A 19,628-nucleotide genomic window follows, 5' to 3' on the forward strand; every position below is an offset into this window, starting at 1 on the left:
CGCCGCGGGGAGCGTGCGGGGGAAGGCTACCGGGGCCCGGGGCCCGGGTCAGCCGAGCAGCCGGGACACCGCCGCGAGCCGCCGGTCGCCGGCCATCGCGGCCAGCCAGGCCGACCAGCCGGGCCGGTCCCGCAGTGCCTCCAGCGCCGCCCGCGCCGCGGCCCGGTCACCCCGGCGGGAGGCGGCCAGCGCGGCGTAGAGGTCCCGGGCGCCCTCGGGGGCGAACAGCGCCAGGTGCTCGTAGTCGCCCTCGTCGTAGGCCCGGTGCAGGTTGCGCAGCATCCGCAGCTGGGCCACCGGGTCGCCCGAGTCGTCGACCCGCAGGTCGATGCGGATCCCGTCGTCCTCCTCGCCGGCCGGCTCGCCGCTGACCACGAGCAGCGCCGCCGACTGCCGGCCGCGCACGTCGCCCCCGGCGTCCTGACCGGCGGTCAGCGCGGCGAGCAACCGGTCGGCCAGGTCCCCGGGCGCGGCGGTCCAGGCCCGCAGCATCGCGGGCAGCACCTCGGCCGAGGCCAGCATGTTGCCCTGCACGCCCACCTGGTCCCCGAGCAGGTGGCCGCTGACCGGGAACGACCCGCGCCCGGTGTCCGCCGCGACGGCGCCGGTGGCGTCGAGGACGGCGATCTGCCGGTCGACGTCCTCGGCCGCGTGCGCCGCCGCCCGGACCAGCTCCGCGGGCTGCCGGCCCGCCTCCAGCCCGGCCAGCAGGCTGCCCCCGAGGCCCCGCCGGCTGCGTGCCTGGACGGCGACCACCCCCACGCCGGGCCGCGCGCCGGGCACGGCCCGGCCGACGGCGAGGATGCACGAGGAGACGGCGATGCCCAGCTCCCCGGTCGCCGGGTCCCGGGCGACGACGGAGAAGGTCACGCCGCCGGCGCCCCGGGTCGCCGGTGCACGACCAGCGCCCCGGATCGCCGGTGCACGACGGTGGCGGGGGGTCCGGCGCTCACGCCCCGAGCCTAGGGGCCGGTGACCTGCCCGCTCGCGCGCGAGTAGGTCAGCGTGCCGCCCTGGAAGCGCTGCCGCAGGCCGCCCTCCACGGTCCGCGCGGGCTCGAGCGGGTAGCCCAGCGGGCCGGAGACCCCGCCGGCCGCGGTCCAGGCCTCGAGGAACGGGGCGGTGACCGGCTGCGCCCCGGTCGCGGGGGACCACAGCACGGTGCCGCGCACGAAGGACTGGGACGAGCCGCCCCCGGGCAGGCCGTACGCCTCCTCGCCGGTCGGGTACCCGAGGGTGCCCCACTCCCAGCCGGTGGCGACCCACGCGGTCCGGATGCCGCCGCGGACCACCTGGGCGCCGGTCCGCTCGGTCCAGTAGACCGACCCGCCGTCGAACACCTGGTAGCAGCCGCCGTCGGCGAGCCCGCACCGGGTGTCGGTCGTCGGGTAGCCCAGCAGGCCGCCCTCGGCGCCCAGGGCGCGCCAGCGGTCGCGGACCGGTCCGCGGAGCACGAATGCCCGGCTGCCGGTCCAGGAGATCGTGCCCCCGCTGAACTCCTGCCGGCAGCCGCCCGAGGGCAGGCCGCAGGTCTCGCCGCCGAGCGGGTAGCCCAGGGCGCCCCACTCGGCGCCGGCGGCCTGCCAGGCGGTCCGGATCCCGCCGTAGACCGGGTGCGCCCCGGTGGCCGGGCTCCAGTAGATCGAGCCGCGCTCGAACTGCTGGTAGCACCCGCCGCCGGCCAGCCCGCAGATCGTGTCGTGCAGCGGGTAGCCCAGCCCGGCCTCCCGGCGGAGGAGCCGCCAGCGCTCGGCGATATCCCCGGACACCACGCGGGCCCCGCTCTGCGCGGTCCAGACGACGACGCCGTGCTCGAACGGCGACAGGCAGCCCCCGCCACGCATCCCGCAGGACTCGTCGGCCGTGGGGTAGCCCAGCGGGCCGTTCTCGCTGCCGGTGCGGGCCCAGCGCTTGCGGATGTCGCCGCGCACCATCCACGCGGGCCCCCCGGCCGTGGCCGCGTAGAGCGCCGCCCCCTGGTAGATCTGGTAGCACCCGCCGCCGGCGAGCCCGCAGACGACGTCCATCAGCGGGTAGCCGACCCCGGCGGTCTCGTACCCGAGCGCGCGGTAGCGGTCCCGGAAGGGCCCGCCCGGGACGATCCACGCGCCGCTGCCCGGCGACCAGTACACCGACCCGCCGGCGAAGCGCTGGTAGCACCCGCCGTGCAGCAGCCCGCAGACCAGCGCGGAGGAGACCTCGCCGAGGGGGCCGGTCGCGCCGCCCGAGGAGGTGTAGCGGGTCCAGATGGCCGAGCCGCCGACCGACTGGGTGGAGCCGAACCAGTCGGTGAAGTAGTTCCAGAAGTTGCGGTTGCCGTACGAGGAGCACGAGTCCCCGGTGCCGTACCCGGCCGTGAGGGCGGCCTGGTTGGGGCGGTAGGGCGTGTAGTTGTACAGCCCGGCGGTGGCCTGGTTGACGATGTAGACGTCCGACCGCCCGCACGTCGCCTTCGGGTGGTACAGGATCGAGTTGACCCGGCCGGCCCGGTAGCCGTACGAGGTCGGCTGGGCCGCGTAGCGCTGGTACTGGCGGGCGGCGCTGTAGAGCTGGTTCACGAACCCCGCGTAGAGCAGGTCGCAGGGCGCGGTATCCGGGCAGGCGAAGCCGGTGGCCTTCTGGTAGCGGGTGGCGCTGGGGTTGGTCCCGGTGACGAGCCCCTGCTCCTTCTGCAGCAGGACCAGCAGCACCCGCGGGTTGGTGGAGCAGGACCGGGCGACCTTGGCGATGATCGTCGCCGCGCTCTCCCGCGCGGCCCCCTGGTAGCCGTCGCAGAGGTCGTCCGCGGCCCGGGTCACGGTGTCCTGGACGTGGTCCTTGAGGCAGGGGCTGCCGTCGGTGCCGCGGACGCAGCGGGCCCCCTTCGCCTCGAGGAAGGCCTGGATCGCCGGGGCGTCCATCGCCAGCGCGTCCCAGAAGACCGCGTCGCTGATGATGTTGCCGGGGTCGAAGTACTGCAGGTCGGCGGCCCGGGTGGTGCCGGCCGGGTCCGGGCCGAGCACGGGGACGGCGACCGCGGCCGCGGCCACGACGAGGCCGACGGCCAGCCGGAGCAGGCGCCTCACGGGACGACGACCTCGAACGGTTCGGAGACCGCGGTGGAGGTGGGCGAGGAGTAGGCGACGCTGCCGTCCCACGTCCCGGGGGCGAGCTGGTCACCCGGGACCGCGAGCAGCGAGCAGGCCGTCGACGTGGCGTCGGCCGAGGCGGGGGAGGAGGTCTCGACGGCGATCCCGTCCCGGGACAGCGTGAGGACGCAGGAGCCGGTGTCCTCGACCACACCGGGGACGTAGCCGGCGGCCTCCACGGTGCCGTCCACCTCGGCCCACCCGGCATAGGTGAGGACCAGGTCCCCGCCGGTGACGGGGGCGGGGGTCTCCACCACCGGGGCGTCGGTCGCGACCGCGGTCGGCTCGGGCCGGACGGGCACGGGCGCGCCGTAGGTGCCCGGGGCGGCGGCCTCGGGGGTCGGCGTCCCGGAGGCGGACGGGACCTCCGCCGCCGGGAGGCGCATCCCCCCGCTGACGGCGAGGCCGGCGCCGGCGACGAGTGCGACGGCGCCCAGGCCGAGGACGATCCGGCGGCTCCGGGCCATGGCTGTATCCACTCCTGCTGTCCCGTGCGGCCGCGAGCGCGGCCGCGGGGGCTGCCGGGGCCGTTCCGGCCACCGGTGGTCGCAGGGAGGTTACTGCTCGGAGTCGCCCGATCACCGCAGCGACATGGGAGTGGGACGGACGAGGCCGTCCCGCCTGGTCAGACGCCGGCCGGCAGGCGCATCCCGGGGACGTCGTCGGGCACGGTCAGGGGGGCGCCGGTCTTCTCCACGACCTCCTCGGGGCTCACCCCGGGCGCGGTCTCGACGAGGAGGAACCCGCCGGGCGTGACGTCCACGACGGCGAGGTCGGTGATGACGCGGTCGACGCAACCCTTGCCGGTCAGCGGCAGGGTGCACTCCTCGACGAGCTTGGGGGACCCGTCGCGGGCGACGTGCTCCATCATGATGATCACGCGGCGGGCGCCGTGGACGAGGTCCATCGCGCCGCCCATGCCGTTGACCATCTTGCCGGGGATGAGCCAGTTGGCCAGGTCGCCGCGGGGGTTGACCTGCATCGCGCCGAGGACGGCGAGGTCGAGGTGCCGGCCGCGGATCATGGCGAAGCTGGTCGCCGAGTCGAAGAACGACGCGCCCGGCAGGATCGTCACCGTCTCCTTGCCGGCGTTGATGAGGTCGGGGTCCTCCTCGCCCTCGTAGGGGTAGGGGCCGACGCCGAGGATGCCGTTCTCCGAGTGCAGCACCACGTGCACGTCCTCGGGGATGTGGTTGGGCACGAGGGTCGGCATGCCGATGCCCAGGTTGACGTAGGCGCCGTCGGTGAGGTCGGCGGCCACGCGGGCGGCGAGCTGGTCGCGGGTCAGGGTCATGGTCAGTTCCCCTCGGTCGTGAGCTCGTCGCCGCCGGCGGCCGGGGTGGCCGGCGCGGGGCGGGGGCGGGTGGTGCGCCTCTCGATGGACTTGCCCTCAGGCCCGACCTCCACGACGCGGTCGACGAACACCCCGGGCAGGTGGACCTGCTCGGGGGTGATCTCGCCGGGCTCCACCAGCCGCTCGACCTCGGCGATCGTGACCCGGCCGGCCATCCCGGCCAGCGGGTTGAAGTTCATCGCCGACTCGTGGAAGACGAGGTTGCCGTGCCGGTCGCCCACCGCGGCGCGCACCAGCCCGAAGTCGGCGGTCAGGCCGGTCTCCAGCACGTACTGCCGGCCGTCGAACTCGCGGATCTCCTTGGGCCGGGAGGTCTCGACGACGTTCCCCTCGCCGTCGTAGCGCACCGGGATGCCGCCGTCGGCGACCATCGTGCCCACGCCGGTCGGGGTGTAGAAGGCCGGGATGCCCGCCCCGCCGGCGCGCAGCCGCTCGGCCAGCGTGCCCTGCGGGGTCAGCTCGACCTCCAGCTGGCCGGAGAGGTACAGGCGGGCCAGCTCCTTGTTGCCACCCACGAACGAGGAGATCGTGCGCCGGATCCGCCCGGCGTAGAGCAGGACGCCCAGCGCCTGGTCGTCGACGCCGCAGTTGTTGCTGATGGTCGTGAGGTCCTTCGCGCCCTGCTGCAGCAGGGCGTCGATGAGGACCACCGGTACGCCGCACAACCCGAAGCCGCCGACGGCGAGCACCGCGCCGTCCCCGATGTCGGCGACCACCTCGGCCGCCGAGCCCACCACCTTGTCCACGCGTGCACCACCGTCCGTCCGGGCGGGCTGGGGCCGGCTCGATCAGCCGGGGCGGCCCAGCTCGCGGATGCCCTCGATCGTGGCGCCGAGCGTAGCCGTGACCCGTTCCCCGGCCGCACGGGCGGGCAGCTGCGCCGGGTCGGCGCCGCGGACGAGGACCACCGACGCCCCGGCCGCGAGCGGGGCGAGCAGCCAGGCGACCGGCCCCGCCTCCGCCGCCGTCGCGGTGTCCACGAGCAGCCGGTCGCCCGGGACGACGCCCAGCCGGCCGGCCAGCTCCTCCGCGGCCGCCACCAGCCCGCCCAGGGTCAGCTGCAGGCTGCCGGTCACCAGCCCGGGGTCCCCGGCGGCCGCCGGCTGCCACGGGGTGAAGACGTCCCCGTGGGCCCGGACCTCGAGGGCGAAGTCGCGCGCCGGCCCGGCGTAGCCGGTCATCCCCGCGCCGAGCGGGTGCAGCGAGAGGCCGAGCAGCTCGGGGACGCCGGCGTCCTCCAGGGGGGCCAGCCGGTCCTGCGCGGCGAGGACGACGGCGACGTCGTCGAGCCGGCCGTCGTCCTCGGCCGCGGTGTCGAGCACGGCGGCGCCGCAGCTCCACACGCCGAGCAGGACCGCGGCCGTCTGCCAGTGCACCGGCAGCGCGACGGCCACCGTGCCGCCGGGCGCCACGTCGAACTCCTCCTGGAGCAGGTTGGCGGTCTTGGCCACCCAGTTGGCCAGCGTGGCCGCCGACAGCTCGACCCGCGAGCCGACGGCGTCGTCGTAGTCGGTGAGCAGGGGCGCGGCCGCGTCGCGGCGCAGCGCCCGGGCGAGGAGGTCCGCGGGGAGGGCGGCGGGCTGTGGCACGGCCCCAGCCTGGCAGGCCGGGACGGCGCCGGCCGCCGGCACCCCTACAGTCGGCCGGCGTGCTGACCGGACTCGACCACCGCCTGCTGATCGTCACCCGCCGGGTCCTGGGCGGGACCCCGGCCGTCCCGCTCGCGCGCGGCCTGTCGGTGTTCGGCGAGCACGCGATCGGCTGGCTGGCCGTGGCGGGCGCCGGCTGGCTGACCGGCCGGCACCGGCGCGAGTGGGTGGAGGGGGCGGCCGGCGTGCTGGCCGGGCACGCGTCCGGCGTCGTCCTCAAGCGGCTGGTCCGGCGCCGGCGGCCGCTGCTGGCCGAGGTCCCCGCGCTGGTGCGCACCCACCCCAGCTCGCTGTCCTTCCCCAGCGCGCACAGCTGCTCGACGGCGGCGGCCGCGGTCGGCTACGCGCCGCTGCTCGGCCGGCCGCTCATGGGCACGCTGCTCGGCGGCATGCTGGTCTCCCGGGTGCTGCTCGGGGTGCACCACCCGAGCGACGTCGTGGTCGGCGCCGCCGTGGGCGCGGCCGCCGCCCGCGGCACCCGGGCCGTCCTGGCCCGGGCCCGCCGCGCCGCCCACCCCACGTGACACGCGGCCCGGGCCCGCCGCGTCGCCCCCCGAGCGTGCGAGGGGTGAGGAGGACCGGGTCCTCCCTCAGTTGATGCAGTCGGTGTCGGCCGCGGTGAAGCTGTCCTCGCCCTCCACCGGCTCGGACGGTGCGGCCGGCGCCGGCGGGGTGACCGCCTGGCCGACCCCGTTGAAGTCGCTGCCGAGGACCAGGTGGACGGTGCCGGTGGCCGCGTCCTCGCTCTCCGCCGTCGTCGCCCCCGGGATCTGGTCGGCCAGCGTCCGCGCCAGCGCCTCGTCCCCGGCGGCGTGCCGGATCTCGGTGACCTCGTAGTCGGTCGCGTCGGCGTTGCCGGTGCTGGTCACCGTGAAGCCGGCGCCCTCCAGCTCCGCGGCCGCCTCGGCGGCGAGACCCGGCACGCCCGAGCCGTTGAACACCTCGACCGACACCTCGGACGGCGCCACCGTCTCCGGCGCGGCGGGGGTCTCGGCGGCCGGTGCCTCGGCCTCCGGCTCGGCAGACAGCTCGGCGAAGAACTCGTGCAGCGTCTCGGTGTCCTCCAGCCGGAGGATGTAGCGGTCCTGGTCGTCCCGGTCGTCCCCGACGTAGGGGAGGGTCTGGAACTCGATGCTGCCGGCGGTGACCGACTGCATCTGGCCGGCCAGCGCGAACAGGTCCAGGGACTGGTCCACGGTCAGCGACTCGGCGGCGGCCTGCACGAGCTCGCGCTGCTTGCCGAGGTCGAGCAGGACGTTGTCCGAGAGCATCTTGCGGATCATCCCGGCGATGAAGGTCTGCTGGCGGATGATCCGGTCGAAGTCGCCGCGCGGCAGGCCGTGCCGCTGGCGCACGAAGGCCAGGGCCTGCTCGCCGCTGATCGTGGACTTCCCGGCGGGCAGGTCCACGCCGGAGAAGTCGTCCTGCGCGGCCTGGCAGAGGTTGACCTCCACGCCGCCGACGACGCTGGAGAGGTTGAAGAAGCCGAGCAGGTCCACCTCGGCGTAGTGGTCGATCATCAGGCCCGACAGCTGGCTGACGGTGCGGATGAGCAGCTGCGCGCCGGCCGCCTGCCGCTCGGCGGCCGTGGCGCCCTCCTCCGGCTCCTGGTACCCGTAGGCGTAGGCGGCGTTGAGCTTGTCCCACCCGTGGCCGGGGATCTGCACGTAGGAGTCGCGGGGGAAGGAGACGAAGGAGGCGCGCGACCCGTCGGCCGGGACGTGCACCAGGATCATCGTGTCGGTGTTCTGACCGGAGTCGCTCCCCGTGCTCAGCTGCGAGGCCTGCTCCTCGCTGAGGGACGCCCGGCTGTCGTTGCCGACCAGCAGCAGGTTCATCGCGGCGCGCTCGTTGCCCGAGCCGTCGTTGCCGTCGACGGGGATGGCGTCGGTCCGGTTGACGCTGGCGTCGGCGACCTGCCCGAGGTACCAGCCCCAGCCGCCGGTGCCCAGCAGCACGACGGAGAGCGCGCCCGCGACGACGCGGACGGCGGTGGCCGCGCGGCTGCCCCGGGAGCGCCGCGGGCGCCGGCCGGCGGCCGGGCCGCCCCCCGCCTCGGCGGCCGCGCCCTCGCGCGCCGGCGACCCCTCGGGCTGCCGATGGCGGGCCGGGCGCCCGGCGCGGGGGTCCAGTCGCCCGGGGAGCGGACGGCCTCCTCGGTCGCTCGGCTCTCGGCTCACGTCGTGTCCTCACTGCTGGTCGCGCCGACCACGGCACGGGTCGGGCCCGGGCCCGTCGCGCCGTCGGCGTCGTGGCGTCTCGGGCGATGGTAGGTGCGTCCGCCGGCCGTCCCGGCCACCGACGTGCCCGCACCCTCGCGTGCGGTCCCGGACGGCCCAGCGGACCCACCCGTCACGCGCCGGGCGACTCACACCGCGGGAGGATGCAGACGGGGCCGCGCGCGGGGGAGCATGCCTGCCATGCGCATCCTCGTCACCGGCGGGGCCGGCTTCATCGGCTCCCACTACGTCCGGACGATGCTGTCCGGTGGCTACCCCGGCTTCGAGGACGCCGAGGTGACGGTGTTCGACAAGCTGACCTACGCCGGCAACCTCGCGAACCTGGCCCCGGTCGCCGACAACCCGCGCTACCGGTTCGTGCGGGGCGACATCTGCAGCCAGGCCGACCTCGACGCCGCCGTCCCCGGGCACGACGTGGTGGTCAACTTCGCCGCCGAGTCGCACGTCGACCGGTCCATCCACGGCGCGGCCGACTTCGTGCTCACCAACGTCCTCGGGGCCCAGCAGGTGTTCGAGGCCGCGCTGCGGCACGGCGTCGGCCGGGTGCTGCACGTCTCCACCGACGAGGTCTACGGCTCCATCGACGAGGGCTCCTGGCAGGAGGACCACCTGCTGGAGCCCAACTCCCCGTACTCGGCGGCCAAGGCCGGCAGCGACCTCATCGCCCGGGCGTACGCCCGGACCTACGGGCTGAACATCTCGATCACCCGGTGCAGCAACAACTACGGGCCGTACCACTTCCCGGAGAAGGTCATCCCGCTGTTCGTCACCAACCTGCTCGACGGGCACCGGGTGCCGCTCTACGGCGAGGGGGCCAACGTCCGCGACTGGCTGTTCGTCGACGACCACTGCCGCGGCATCCAGCTGGTCCTCGAGAAGGGCCTGCCCGGCGAGTTCTACAACATCGGCGGCGGCCGGGAGCTGTCGAACAAGGAGCTCACCGAGAAGCTGCTGGAGGCCACCGGCCGCGACTGGGGCTACGTCGAGAACATCGTCGACCCGCGCGGCGGCGGACACGACCTGCGCTACTCGGTGGACTACTCGAAGACCGCCGCGCTCGGCTACGCGCCGCGCACGACCTTCGAGGACGGCCTCGCGCTGACCGTCCGGTGGTACCGCGACAACCGCGCCTGGTGGGAGCCGCTCAAGGCGGCCGCCGCGACGGCGCACCGGAAGGCGGGCTCGCAGGACGCCCGGGCGTGAGCGGGGGCACGCGCACCGCCTGGCTGGTCACCGGCGCCCGCGGCCAGCTCGGCCACGACCTGCTCGAGGTGCTCGCCGGTCGTCCCGGGGACGACGTCACCGCCGTCAGCCGGGCCGAGGTGGACCTGACCGACGAGGCGTCGGTGCGCGGCGCGGTGGGGCGCTGGCTGGACGGCGTCCGGGCCGACCGGGCCGTGGTCGTCAACGCGGCCGCCTACACCGCCGTCGACGCCGCGGAGACCGACGAGGGCACCGCACTGCTGGTCAACGGCCGCGCGCCGGGCTGGCTGGCCGAGGAGCTCGCCGGCCGGGGCCGGCTGGTGCACGTGTCCACCGACTACGTCTTCGACGGTCGGGCGAGCCGGCCCTACCCGGTCGACGCCCCGACCGCGCCGCGCTCGGCCTACGGCCGGACCAAGGCCGCGGGGGAGCGGGCGGTGGCCGCGGCCGGCGGGGACGCCTGCGTCGTCCGCACCGCCTGGGTGCACGGCCGCCACGGCGGCAACTTCGTCCGCACGATGACCGCGCTCGAGGCGTCGCGGGAGACGGTCTCGGTCGTCACCGACCAGGTCGGGGCGCCGACCTGGTCGGCCGACCTCGCCGCCTGCCTGGTCGAGCTCGGCCTCCGGGAGGACGCCGTCCCCCCGGTGCTGCACTGCACCAACGCCGGGCAGGTCAGCTGGCACGGCCTCGCGCAGGCGGTCTTCGAGGAGCTCGGCGCCGACTCCGCCCGGGTGCTGCCGACGACGACGGAGGCCTTCCCCCGCCCCGCCCCGCGGCCGGCCTACTCGGTGCTGGACCTGTCGGCCTGGCACGCCACCGGCCTGACCCCGCCCCGCCCGTGGCGGGCCGCGCTGCACGCCGCCATGGCGGCCCGCCCGGCCTGACCGGCGGGAAGGCGGCGGCGGGTCGGGCACGGCGGGTTGCCCGGTCGCCTCAAGCCCGCCCCCGCTGCCGCCGATGACTGTGGTGCACCTGGTGCCCCTTGGGCACCCCCGCTCCGCAGCACTCGGAGGACTTGTCCGTGCGACGCATCCTGGTCGGCTCGACCGCGTTCCTCACCGCGACCGCCACCGTCCTGGTGCTCCCCGTCTACGCCGCCCCCGTCCCCGCCCCGCACCCCGTGGCCGCGACCACCGAGGAGCTCCCGATGGGGTCGGTGGAGGCCCCCGCCGCCGAGGCCGACGTGCAGGCGGGCACCACCGAGCCGGTGGACGGGCTCGCCGGCGACGCGCCCGTGCTGACCCTGCAGCAGCTCGACGTCGAGGAGTTCTCGCTCGTGGGCGTCACGTGGGCGCCCGACCCCGCCGTGACCGACACCCTCGTGCAGATCCGCGTCCGGGACGCCGACGGCTCCTGGGGCGCGTGGACCGAGCTGGAGGTCGAGGAGGCCCAGCAGAGCCCGGACGCCGACGCCGGCGCCGCACCCCGCGGCGGCACCGCGCCGCTGTGGACCGGGCCCAGCACCGGCGTCGAGGTGGAGCTCGTCACCCGGGCGGGGGCGGCGCCCACCGACGTGCAGGTCGACCTCGTCGACCCGGGGGACAGCGCGGCCGACGCCGCGCTCGAGACCCCGGCGATCACCGACACGGCCGACGCGGCCACGGCGATGCCGCCGGTCTACTCGCGGGCCCAGTGGGGGGCCGACGAGCACATCCGCACCTGGGACCCGCAGTACGCGCCGACGATCAAGGCCGCGACGATCCACCACACGGCCGACAGCAACGCCTACTCGGCCGACGACGTGCCGGCCATCATGCGTTCGATCTACCGCTACCACGCGGTCAGCCGCGGCTGGGGCGACATCGGCTACAACGTGATCGCCGACCGGTACGGGCGGCTCTGGGAGGGCCGTTACGGCGGCCTGGCCAGCACGGTCGTCGGTGCGCACGCCGGCGGCTGGAACTCCGGGACGTTCGGGGTGTCCATGCTCGGCAACTACGAGCAGGCCGAGCCGCCGCGGGTGATGCTCGACGCCGTCGCCGACATCATCGCCTGGAAGTTCTCGCTCTACGGGGTCGACCCCCGCGGCACCGCGACGATGACCGGGGGCGGGGGCACCTCCAAGTACCCGGCCGGCAGCACCGTCACGCTGCCCACCGTCTTCGCCCACCGGGACGTCGGGTACACGGCCTGCCCGGGCCGCTACGCCTACGCCCGCATGGCCGACGTCCGGGCACGGGTCGCCGCGCAGGTCGACCTCAGCATGTCCGCGATCGAGCGGCGGTACGCCGCCGATGCGGGGCTGCGGTCCTGGCTGGGTGCCCCGGTCGGGAGCGAGCGCTCGGGCAACGGGTTCGCCTGGCAGGAGTACGAGCACGGGCGGCTGTACTGGTCCGCGGCCACCGGGGTCCGGTTCGTGCGGGGCGACGTGCTGGCCGCGTGGCTGGCCGCGGGCGGGCCGGGCGTGCTGGGCGTGCCGACCACCGACGAGGGCCCGGCCGGCGAGTGGGGTGCCTACCAGCACTTCAGCAAGGACGCGTCGATCTACTGGACGGCCGAGACCGGTGCGCAGGTCGTGCGCGGGGGCATCCGGAGCCGGTGGCTGGGCCTGCGGGCCGAGTGGGGGCTGGGCTTCCCCCGGACCGGGGAGGTCGCCGTCCCGGGCGTGCCCGGGGCCGTCGTGCAGGAGTTCGTCTCCGGGCGGGTGTTCTGGTCGCCGTCGACCGGCGCGCACCCGCTGCGGGGCGGGATCGGCGAGGCGTACACGGCCGGGGGCGGGCCGGCCCGCTTCGGCGTGCCCCTGGGTGGGGAGGTGACGGTCCGGAACGGGGCCGCGACCCAGGAGTTCTCCCGGGGGTACTCGCTGGTGTGGACGACGTCGGGCGTGCGGCTGGTGGCCGGGGGCATCCGGGAGGCGTGGCTGGCGCGCGGCGGTGCCGACGGGGCCCTGGGGCTGCCGCGGGGCGACGAGGCCGACACCCCCTCCGGCGGGGGCCGGTTCAGCGCTTTCGCCGGCGGGACGATCGTGTGGTCGCCCACGTCGGGCGCCGTGGTGCTCACCGGCGCGATCGGGCGGCGCTGGGAGGCCGCCGGCGGGCTGGAGTCCTCGCTGGGCCTGCCGACCGGTCCGCAGCGGGCGACCTCCGGCGCGCCGGGCCAGCAGGTCCGGTTCCGGTCGGGGGCGGGCATCTACCAGACCACCGGCGCCTCGCACGCCTTCCTCGTCCGCGGCGGGGTCGGCGACCTCTGGACGGCCCTGGGCGGTCCGTCGGGGCTGGGCCTGCCGGTGACCGACGAGACGGCCTTCCAGAACCGGGCGGGCGTCTACCAGGTCTTCGCCCGCGGCAAGGTGATGTGGTCGGCGACCACCGGGGCGCACCCGGTGTACGGGGCGATCGGTGCGGCCTACGACAAGGCCGGGGCCGAGTGGTCCCGGCTGGGCCTGCCCACCCGTGGGGAGTACGCCGTCGCCGGCGGCACCCGCGCCGACTTCCAGCACGGCACCATCACCTGGAACGCCACCACCGGCGCGGTGACCATCCGGTACCGCTGACCGGACGCCGACGCCGGAGGGCCCCGCTGCACGGCGGGGCCCTCCGCCGTCGTCAGGCCGGGGTCGCCACCCGCTCGTCGCGCTCGGCGGCCGGCTGCGGCCCGCCCGCCGGCGGCGCCGCCGCGGCCCGCCGCGCGCGGTACCGGCCGGTCACCTGCCGGCCCAGGAGCTGACCGGGCTTCTCCACCCAGTGGTAGGTGAGGACCGACGCCGCCAGGGTGAGGGCGAGCATCGTGGCGAACGCGGCCACCGGCGGGAGGGCCGGCCTCGGCAGCAGCAGCACCAGCGCGTGCACCAGGTAGACCGAGTAGCTGATCGTGCCGAGGTAGACCAGCACCCGGGGGTAGGCCCGACCGCGGAGCAGGAAGAGCGCACCGAAGACCAGGTACGCCGAGACGAACGTGCCCGCCTCGGTCCACCACTGCGGGGTGGCGCCGGTCGTCGCCTCGGGGGCGCCGACGTGGTAGCAGAACTGCACGACGACGATGCCGACGACGGCGAGGCCGAACACCCCTGCGGCACCCCGCCCGTCCAGCTGCCCCACGTCGTACCGGTAGAGCGCGGTGCCGACGAACATCGAGGCCAGCAGCAGCAGCGCGAACCACAGGTCGTGCGGCCGGTTGAGGACCAGCAGCAGGACGGCGGCGGCGAGGACCAGGGCCACGAGCCGCTCGCGGCCGGCCAGCCGGGGGACGACGACCACCGCGGCGATCGCCAGCAGGCCGAGCACCACCGCCGGCCAGGACTGGATCTGCGTCTGCACGAGGAAGAACGGGACGAGCGCGCCGCCGGCCACCAGGGCGGTCACGACCAGGCCGGTGGCGATGCCGGCCGAGCGGCGGTGCCAGCCCAGCATGAACAGCACGGTCATCAGCAGGTAGAAGACCATCTCGTAGCCGAGGGTCCAGGAGGCGCCGATGACCAGCGGCCGGGTCGTGAAGACCTGCAGCATCGTGGTGTTGAGCAGCGTGTCGGTGACCGGCCGGTAGCCCGCGCCGGGCGTGGCCCACGGGGTGGCGAAGGCCGCGACGGCGACCAGGAGCACCGCGAGGTACAGGGGGAAGAGCCGGAACACCCGGCCGATCCAGAACTCCGCGAGGTCCCCGCGGCGCTCCATCGACGCCGGGATGATGAACCCGCTGCAGAGGAAGAAGACGAGCACGCCGAACTCGCCGGGCCGCCACCAGGTGTGCGAGAAGACGACTACCTCGGGCCAGACGTGCTCGGCGAGGTGCTGGACGGCGACGACGAGGGCCGCGACGCCGCGGAGGGCGTCGAGGAACTCCAGCCGGCCGTTGCGCGAGCGCGCGGCGTGCACCCGGTCGCCCGCGTGCGTCGCCGGGGCCACCGTCTCGGGGGTCGTCGTCACAGGGCTCCTCACGCTCAGGGGTCGGACCGGCCCGGCTGCGCGCGATCGGTCGGCTCGGGCACCGGCCCGGCGGAACACCCCGCTCCGACCCGGGGGCGGCATCGGAGGAGGACGCTACCGGGACAGACCGGTCCGTCCCGTCGCCGACGGGGTGGCTGGTTCTCCCGGTACGGGAGGTGCGAAATGCTCCGTCTGGGGCCGCCGGCGCCGCCCCGGGACGCAGCGAGGCCCCGGCACCTGGTCGGGTGCCGGGGCCTCGGTCGGCGGGGTCAGCCCGGCGTGGTGGCGCCGGGTCCGCCCGCCGACGGGGTGGACCGACCACCGCTCGCCGCCGGGGTCTCCTCCCGGAGGCGCTGGATCTCGGCGGCGACGACGTCGAGGCTGTTGGCGGTCGCGGCCTGCAGCTGGTCGACCCGGGACGCCAGCGGCAGGATCAGCCACCCGGTCAGCCGCTGGACGAGCCGCTTGACCACGGGCGCTCCCGGCCGGGTGGACGTCGCCGGCGGGACGACGTACGGCGGCAGGCGCCGGACCATCCCCGCGGTGCGGTCGACCGGGGTCGCGCCCTGCGCCCGGCCGGGGCCCTCGACGGCCCGGAGGGCCCGGGCGGCGCTGCCCCGGACGAGCGCCGCCCGGGCGGAGACCGTCGCCTGCAGGTCCGCCCACCCGATGTCGTCGGTGATGTCGGTGCCGACGTCGCCGAGCCGCAGGGAGACCTGCGCGGCGGCGGCCATCTCGGCGAGGAGGGCCGCGTCGTCGTCGACGAAGACGACGTCGCGCCCCCCGGCCTGCTGCTCCAGCCCGCCGACCCGGGTGGCGATCACCCGCCGGTCGAAGAGGGCGGCCCGCTCGAGCACCCCGGAGGACCAGATCTCCCGGTAGGGGAGGACGACGGTGTCGGAGGCGAGGATCCACCGGTCGAACAGCTCGTCGGAGACGTACCCGGTGTGCAGCCGGGCCCCCTGGGTCTGGTCGGTCAGCAGTTCCAGTTCCGCGAGGTGGGCGAGGAACTCCGGCTCGTCGAGCCGGGTCGAGCCGACCACGTCCAGCCGCGCCCGCGGGGCGTCGAGCGCGGCGAAGGCACGGACGGCCCGGTCGAAGCCCTTGTGCCGCTGGATGAAGCCGATGCAGAGGAACACGAACTCGTCGGGAGCGATGCCGAGCGAGGCCCGGGCCTCCTCCCGGCTCATGGCCGTCCGCCGCCGGAAGGACCGGCCGTGCTGCTCGACGCGGGTCCGGCCGATGTCGACCGGCACCGCCTCGAGGAACGCGTCCCGCTCGCGCTCGGAGTGGAACACCAGGGTCGCCCGCGAGAACGCGGCCCGTGCGGCCCGGCGGCGGGAAGGCGAGCGCAGGACCTCGGCGTACTCGTACTCGTGCACCCAGACCTCGACCTCGGGCACGAGCCGGAAGACACCGGCCATCGCGAGGTCGATCGACGAGCGGTCGACCACCGAGCTCGACCGGTAGAAGAAGGCCGGGTGCCACTGGATGACGATCTTGTCGAAGCCGCGGGCGCGGCGGGCCAGGGCCGCCCAGGCCCGCGGACCGGCCATGAAGTCGATGTGCAGGTGGGCCGCGGACGGCTGGGGGGACACCACCACCACGTCGTGCCCCTGGCGCATCAGGTCGGCGACCGCCTGGGCGGCGTAGTTCGCGATGCCGTCGCGCTGCGGCGGGTAGGGGCTGATCACCAGGATGCGCATCAGGCGCCGCCTCCCGTCCGCGCGGCGCCGACCCGGTCCGCCACCGGCGGCGCCCCGCCGGCCGCGCCGGTGGGCGGCGGGGTCCAGTCGACGATCGACCGCTCGATCCCGTCGAGCACGGTGTCCCACTGGTAGCGGGACAGCACGTACTCCCGCCCCCGCCGGCCCATCTCGTCGGCGATCCGCGGGTGCCCGAGCAGGACGGCGAGGCTCTCGGCGAACTCGGGGGCGTCGTCGTACAGGAGGCCGCCGCGGCTGGTCTCGACGTGGTGCCGCACCACGCCGCCCTCGCCGATGCCGACCACCGGCCGACCCGCCAGCCAGGACTCCATGATGGTGCGGGAGAACGCCTCGTAGCGGGACGGCTGCACGTACGCCAGCGCACCGGCGTAGGCGTCGTCGCGCTCGTCGTCGGGCAGGAAGCCGACGTCCACGACGCGGTCCTCCAGGCCCTGCGGGGGGCGGACCTCCCCGGCGCCCATGGTCACCAGCGCCAGGTCCAGGCCACGCCCGAGCACGGCCGTCCGGAAGTGCTGGAGGAGCTCGTCCCAGCCCTTGGCGCCCTCGCGGCGCCCGGCGTAGAGGACGTAGGGCCGGGTGATCCCGTACCTGGCTCGGAAGGCCTCCGGGTCGTAGCCGGAGGGGACCTCCACACCGCACCCCACCACGGCGTGCGGGGCCAGCTGCGGGAAGAGCCGGTGGGCCAGGTCGTGCTCGGGCTCGGTCTGCAGGAAGAGCCCGGCGACCCCGGACAGGAGCGGGCGGTAGATCTCCTGGTAGGCGGCCGGCTCGTCGTGCAGGCAGGTCCACAGCAGGGACCGCTCGGGTGCCACCTGCGAGCAGGCGTAGGAGGGCCAGAACAGGTAGGGGCCGAAGACCAGCGCCCGGTACCGCTCCGCGTGCAGCAGCAGGTGGTGGTACAGGCCCGGGACGCGGACGTCGTCGTTGATCCACCGCTCCTGCTCGGTCAGCGTGAGGCGGTCGCCGGCGAGCATGCGGTGGCCCAGGTCGGAGCGCTCGGTGCCGGGCGTCGACTTGACCGCCTCGAACCGGCGCACGGTCAGCCCGTCCTCGACGCGGCACCCGACCGGCTGGTCGTTGGTCCAGCTGAAGTAGTCGGTGGCCGCCGTGGTCAGGACCTCGACGTCCCACCCGCGGCCCTGCAGGCCCTGGGCGATGTGCCGGAGGACGATCTCGGCACCACCGACGATCTCCGGGCCGAACCGGGCGGGGACGACCGCCACGCGACCGGCGCGGTCGACAGCTCCCACCGTGCTCATCGGACCTCGACCTCCGGCTCGAGGTAGACCGGCCCGACCTGCTGGCGGTCGGAGTAGACCTTGAAGTTCGCCACTCTGTTCTTCCTCGCGTACTCGATGCCCTCGCGGCTGTGGACCGCCACGGTGAGGTGGTAGTGCCCCTCGCCCAGCGTCAGCTCGGGGATGCGGAAGCGCACCGTGCGGTGCCCGGTGACGGGCTCCAGGTGCCGGCCCAGCATGCTGCTGTTGACCCCGTAGCAGAGCTGGTCGAGGTGGTTCTCGATCGCGATCCCGCTCACCCAGTCGTCGGTGCGGCTCGCCGAGGCGACGTCGAACTCGAAGACGCAGGGCTGGCCCGGGGTCAGCCGCGAGATCGGGGCGCCGGAGGTGTCCAGCAGCCGGACGTCGCCGATGGACATCGCCCCGTTGCCCTCCTCGGCGTCGGGGATGTCCCGCGCGGCGGCCTCGGTCACGGCCTGTTCCTGCCAGGTGTCGCGGATGATCCGCACGGCCTCCACGGGGTCGCCGTCGACCACCGTGCGGCCGTGGTCCAGCAGGACGACCCGGTCGCACAGCTCCCGGACCAGGTCCAGCCCGTGGGTGACGAAGACGATCGTGCGACCCTCCCGCTGGAAGGTCTTGATCTTGTCGAGGCACTTGCGCTGGAAGGCCTCGTCGCCGACCGCGAGGACCTCGTCGATGAGCAGGATCTCGGGGTCGACGTGGATGGCCACCGAGAAGGCGAGGCGCACGTACATCCCGGACGAGTAGAACTTGACCTGGGTGTCGATGAACTTCTCGATGCCCGAGAAGGCGACGATGTCGTCGAAGTACCGGTCGGTCTGCTGCCGGCTCAGGCCGAGGATCGCGGCGTTGAGGTAGACGTTCTCCCGGCCGGTGAGGTCCCCGTGGAAGCCGGCGCCGAGCTCCAGCAGGGCGGCCATGCGCCCGCGCCGGCGCACCGATCCCTCGGTCGGCGTGAGGATCCCGCCGACGACCTTCAGCAGGGTCGACTTGCCGGAGCCGTTGTGCCCGATGAGGCCGAGCGTGGTGCCGGCCGTCACGTCGAAGCTGACGTCCCGCAGGGCCCAGAAGTCCGTCGTGTTCGACCGGGTGGTCCTCCGGTTGACGACCATCTCCTTGAGCGACTTGTTGGAGTTGATCCGGAAGCGCTTGCTGACGTTCTCGACGCTGATGACCGTGGGGTTCACTCAGAGCTCCTGGGCGAAGTCGCCCTGCACGCGGGCGAAGTAGCGTTGCGCCAGCCACAGGAGACCGGCTCCGACGAGGAGCAGCACACCCAGGCGGGGCCAGAGGTCGGCCTGGAACATGTACTCGGGGCCCATGGTGTAGAACGCGCGCTGGAACGCGGCGATGACGTTGAGCATGGGGTTGGCCAGGTAGGCGGTCAGCAGGGCCTGGTGCCCGTTGGCCGCGAACGCGTTGAGCGGCAGGGTGATCGCGTAGACGATCGGCACCAGCCAGAACAGGGCGAGCAGGATGACCTCGATGAGGTGCTGGAGGTCGCGCAGGTACACGGTGGCGGCGGCCAGGAACAGGCCGAGCGCGGTCGCCCACACGATGCAGACCACCAGCGCCAGGGGCACGAGGGCGAGGTCCCAGGTCGGGGTCACCCGGTGGCCGGTGACCGCGGCGAGGCCGAGGGCCAGCAGCAGCACCACCAGCTGGAAGAGGAAGTTGACGATCGAGGCCCCGACGACCGACAGCGGGAAGATCTCCCGGGGGAAGTAGGTCTTCTTCAGCAGGCCGCCGTTGCCGACGATGCTGCCGGTGGAGCCGCCGACGATGTCGGTGAACAGCCCCCAGACGACCAGGCCCGAGAAGATGAAGATCGCGTAGGCCGGCTGGGTGTTGCCGAGGAACAGCGTGAACGCCACGTAGTAGATGACCAGCTGGATCATCGGTCGGACCAAGGTCCAGAAGAAGCCGAGGACGGAGTCCTTGTACTTCACCTTGAGCTCTTTTCGCACCAGCTGTGCCAGCAGGCCCCGGTAGGACCAGATGTCCCTGACGTCACTGGAGAAACCACCGAGGAATGGCCGCCGGGCGTGCACGACCGTCATCGGCAGTTGCGCCACGTCGACGTCGGTGTGGCCGCGGTGCTCCAGCGTCGTGGCGGTCGACTCCCGGTTGCGCGGCTTCTCCGGGGACGTTCCTGCAGGCAGGGGCGTCGCGGTGGTGGAAGGCATGCGGATCCTGTTCT

General features: G+C 74.9%; 16 protein-coding genes. 4 read left to right on the top strand and 12 right to left on the bottom strand.

Translation table 11 applies throughout. The annotated features are described in order from the left end of the window. Positions 1–48: 48 nt before the first annotated feature. The 6 genes from D0Z06_RS08855 to D0Z06_RS08880 form a co-directional block, all read right to left on the bottom strand. Complete coding sequence (locus tag D0Z06_RS08855; protein WP_117377012.1) at positions 49–870, bottom strand: DUF1028 domain-containing protein; 822 nt, start codon at positions 868–870, stop codon at positions 49–51. Positions 871–962: 92 nt separating this feature from the next. Further along, positions 963–3,065, bottom strand: coding sequence for an LGFP repeat-containing protein (locus D0Z06_RS08860; protein WP_117377013.1), 2,103 nt, complete (start codon positions 3,063–3,065; stop codon positions 963–965). Beyond that, the gene (locus D0Z06_RS08865; protein ID WP_117377014.1) at positions 3,062–3,595 is read right to left on the bottom strand and encodes a hypothetical protein; all 534 of its coding nucleotides are present in this window, start codon (positions 3,593–3,595) and stop codon (positions 3,062–3,064) included. Before D0Z06_RS08865 ends, D0Z06_RS08860 begins: the two co-directional genes overlap by 4 nt. Positions 3,596–3,753: 158 nt before the next feature. Further along, positions 3,754–4,422, bottom strand: a complete 669-nt coding sequence (locus D0Z06_RS08870; protein WP_117377015.1) for a CoA transferase subunit B — start codon at positions 4,420–4,422, stop codon at positions 3,754–3,756. A 2-nt stretch (positions 4,423–4,424) separates the two neighbouring features. Further along, a complete protein-coding gene (locus tag D0Z06_RS08875; protein ID WP_117377016.1) occupies positions 4,425–5,228 on the bottom strand; it encodes a CoA transferase subunit A in 804 nt (267 codons plus the stop codon). A gap of 42 nt (positions 5,229–5,270) precedes the next feature. Then, the gene (locus tag D0Z06_RS08880; protein ID WP_117377148.1) at positions 5,271–6,071 is read right to left on the bottom strand and encodes a TIGR03089 family protein; all 801 of its coding nucleotides are present in this window, start codon (positions 6,069–6,071) and stop codon (positions 5,271–5,273) included. 59 nt (positions 6,072–6,130) lie between these two features. On the opposite strand from D0Z06_RS08880, the gene D0Z06_RS08885 reads away from it, so the two are divergent. Continuing rightward, a complete protein-coding gene (locus D0Z06_RS08885; protein WP_117377017.1) occupies positions 6,131–6,655 on the top strand; it encodes a phosphatase PAP2 family protein in 525 nt (174 codons plus the stop codon). Positions 6,656–6,721: 66 nt separating this feature from the next. Here D0Z06_RS08885 and D0Z06_RS08890 read toward each other — a convergent pair whose 3' ends face one another. After that, positions 6,722–8,311: an LCP family protein gene (locus tag D0Z06_RS08890; protein ID WP_117377018.1), complete on the bottom strand. Its 1,590-nt coding sequence runs from the start codon at positions 8,309–8,311 to the stop codon at positions 6,722–6,724. 240 nt (positions 8,312–8,551) lie between these two features. Between D0Z06_RS08890 and rfbB the strand changes: the two genes are divergently transcribed. From rfbB to D0Z06_RS08905, 3 genes are all read left to right on the top strand, one after another. Beyond that, complete coding sequence (rfbB, locus tag D0Z06_RS08895; protein ID WP_117377019.1) at positions 8,552–9,574, top strand: dTDP-glucose 4,6-dehydratase; 1,023 nt, start codon at positions 8,552–8,554, stop codon at positions 9,572–9,574. Beyond that, complete coding sequence (rfbD, locus tag D0Z06_RS08900; protein WP_117377020.1) at positions 9,571–10,461, top strand: dTDP-4-dehydrorhamnose reductase; 891 nt, start codon at positions 9,571–9,573, stop codon at positions 10,459–10,461. Before rfbB ends, rfbD begins: the two co-directional genes overlap by 4 nt. 137 nt (positions 10,462–10,598) lie before the next feature. Then, positions 10,599–13,070, top strand: coding sequence for an N-acetylmuramoyl-L-alanine amidase (locus D0Z06_RS08905; RefSeq protein ID WP_117377021.1), 2,472 nt, complete (start codon positions 10,599–10,601; stop codon positions 13,068–13,070). Positions 13,071–13,122: 52 nt separating this feature from the next. Here the strand turns inward: D0Z06_RS08905 and D0Z06_RS08910 are convergent, their stop codons facing one another. The 5 genes from D0Z06_RS08910 to D0Z06_RS08930 all read right to left on the bottom strand — a co-directional run bounded on the left by D0Z06_RS08910 (position 13,123) and on the right by D0Z06_RS08930 (position 19,614). Then, positions 13,123–14,439 (bottom strand): acyltransferase family protein, encoded by a 1,317-nt coding sequence (locus tag D0Z06_RS08910; RefSeq protein ID WP_158579923.1) that lies wholly within the window; start codon positions 14,437–14,439, stop codon positions 13,123–13,125. A gap of 269 nt (positions 14,440–14,708) precedes the next feature. Further along, entirely contained in the window at positions 14,709–16,145 is a 1,437-nt protein-coding gene (locus tag D0Z06_RS08915; RefSeq protein ID WP_117377023.1) for a glycosyltransferase family 4 protein, read from the bottom strand. Next, complete coding sequence (locus tag D0Z06_RS08920; RefSeq protein WP_117377024.1) at positions 16,145–17,425, bottom strand: glycosyltransferase family 4 protein; 1,281 nt, start codon at positions 17,423–17,425, stop codon at positions 16,145–16,147. The genes D0Z06_RS08915 and D0Z06_RS08920 overlap by 1 nt, the downstream gene beginning before the upstream one ends. Next, positions 17,422–18,615 carry an ABC transporter ATP-binding protein gene (locus tag D0Z06_RS08925; protein ID WP_199522215.1) on the bottom strand — a complete coding sequence of 398 codons (1,194 nt, stop codon included), beginning with the start codon at positions 18,613–18,615 and terminating at the stop codon, positions 17,422–17,424. The genes D0Z06_RS08920 and D0Z06_RS08925 overlap by 4 nt, the downstream gene beginning before the upstream one ends. Beyond that, positions 18,616–19,614 carry an ABC transporter permease gene (locus tag D0Z06_RS08930; protein WP_117377025.1) on the bottom strand — a complete coding sequence of 333 codons (999 nt, stop codon included), beginning with the start codon at positions 19,612–19,614 and terminating at the stop codon, positions 18,616–18,618. Positions 19,615–19,628 lie beyond the last annotated feature (14 nt).

The organism is Geodermatophilus marinus (assembly GCF_003428645.1).
Taxonomy (GTDB): Bacteria; Actinomycetota; Actinomycetes; order Mycobacteriales; family Geodermatophilaceae; genus Geodermatophilus.

Coding starts and splice junctions, on each gene's coding strand:
- D0Z06_RS08865 (WP_117377014.1), bottom strand. CDS start 3,595: ATGGCCCGGAGCCGCCGGATCGTCCTCGGCCTGGGCGCCGTCGCACTC.
- D0Z06_RS08870 (WP_117377015.1), bottom strand. CDS start 4,422: ATGACCCTGACCCGCGACCAGCTCGCCGCCCGCGTGGCCGCCGACCTC.
- rfbB (WP_117377019.1), top strand. CDS start 8,552: ATGCGCATCCTCGTCACCGGCGGGGCCGGCTTCATCGGCTCCCACTAC.
- D0Z06_RS08915 (WP_117377023.1), bottom strand. CDS start 16,145: ATGCGCATCCTGGTGATCAGCCCCTACCCGCCGCAGCGCGACGGCATC.
- D0Z06_RS08920 (WP_117377024.1), bottom strand. CDS start 17,425: ATGAGCACGGTGGGAGCTGTCGACCGCGCCGGTCGCGTGGCGGTCGTC.
- D0Z06_RS08930 (WP_117377025.1), bottom strand. CDS start 19,614: ATGCCTTCCACCACCGCGACGCCCCTGCCTGCAGGAACGTCCCCGGAG.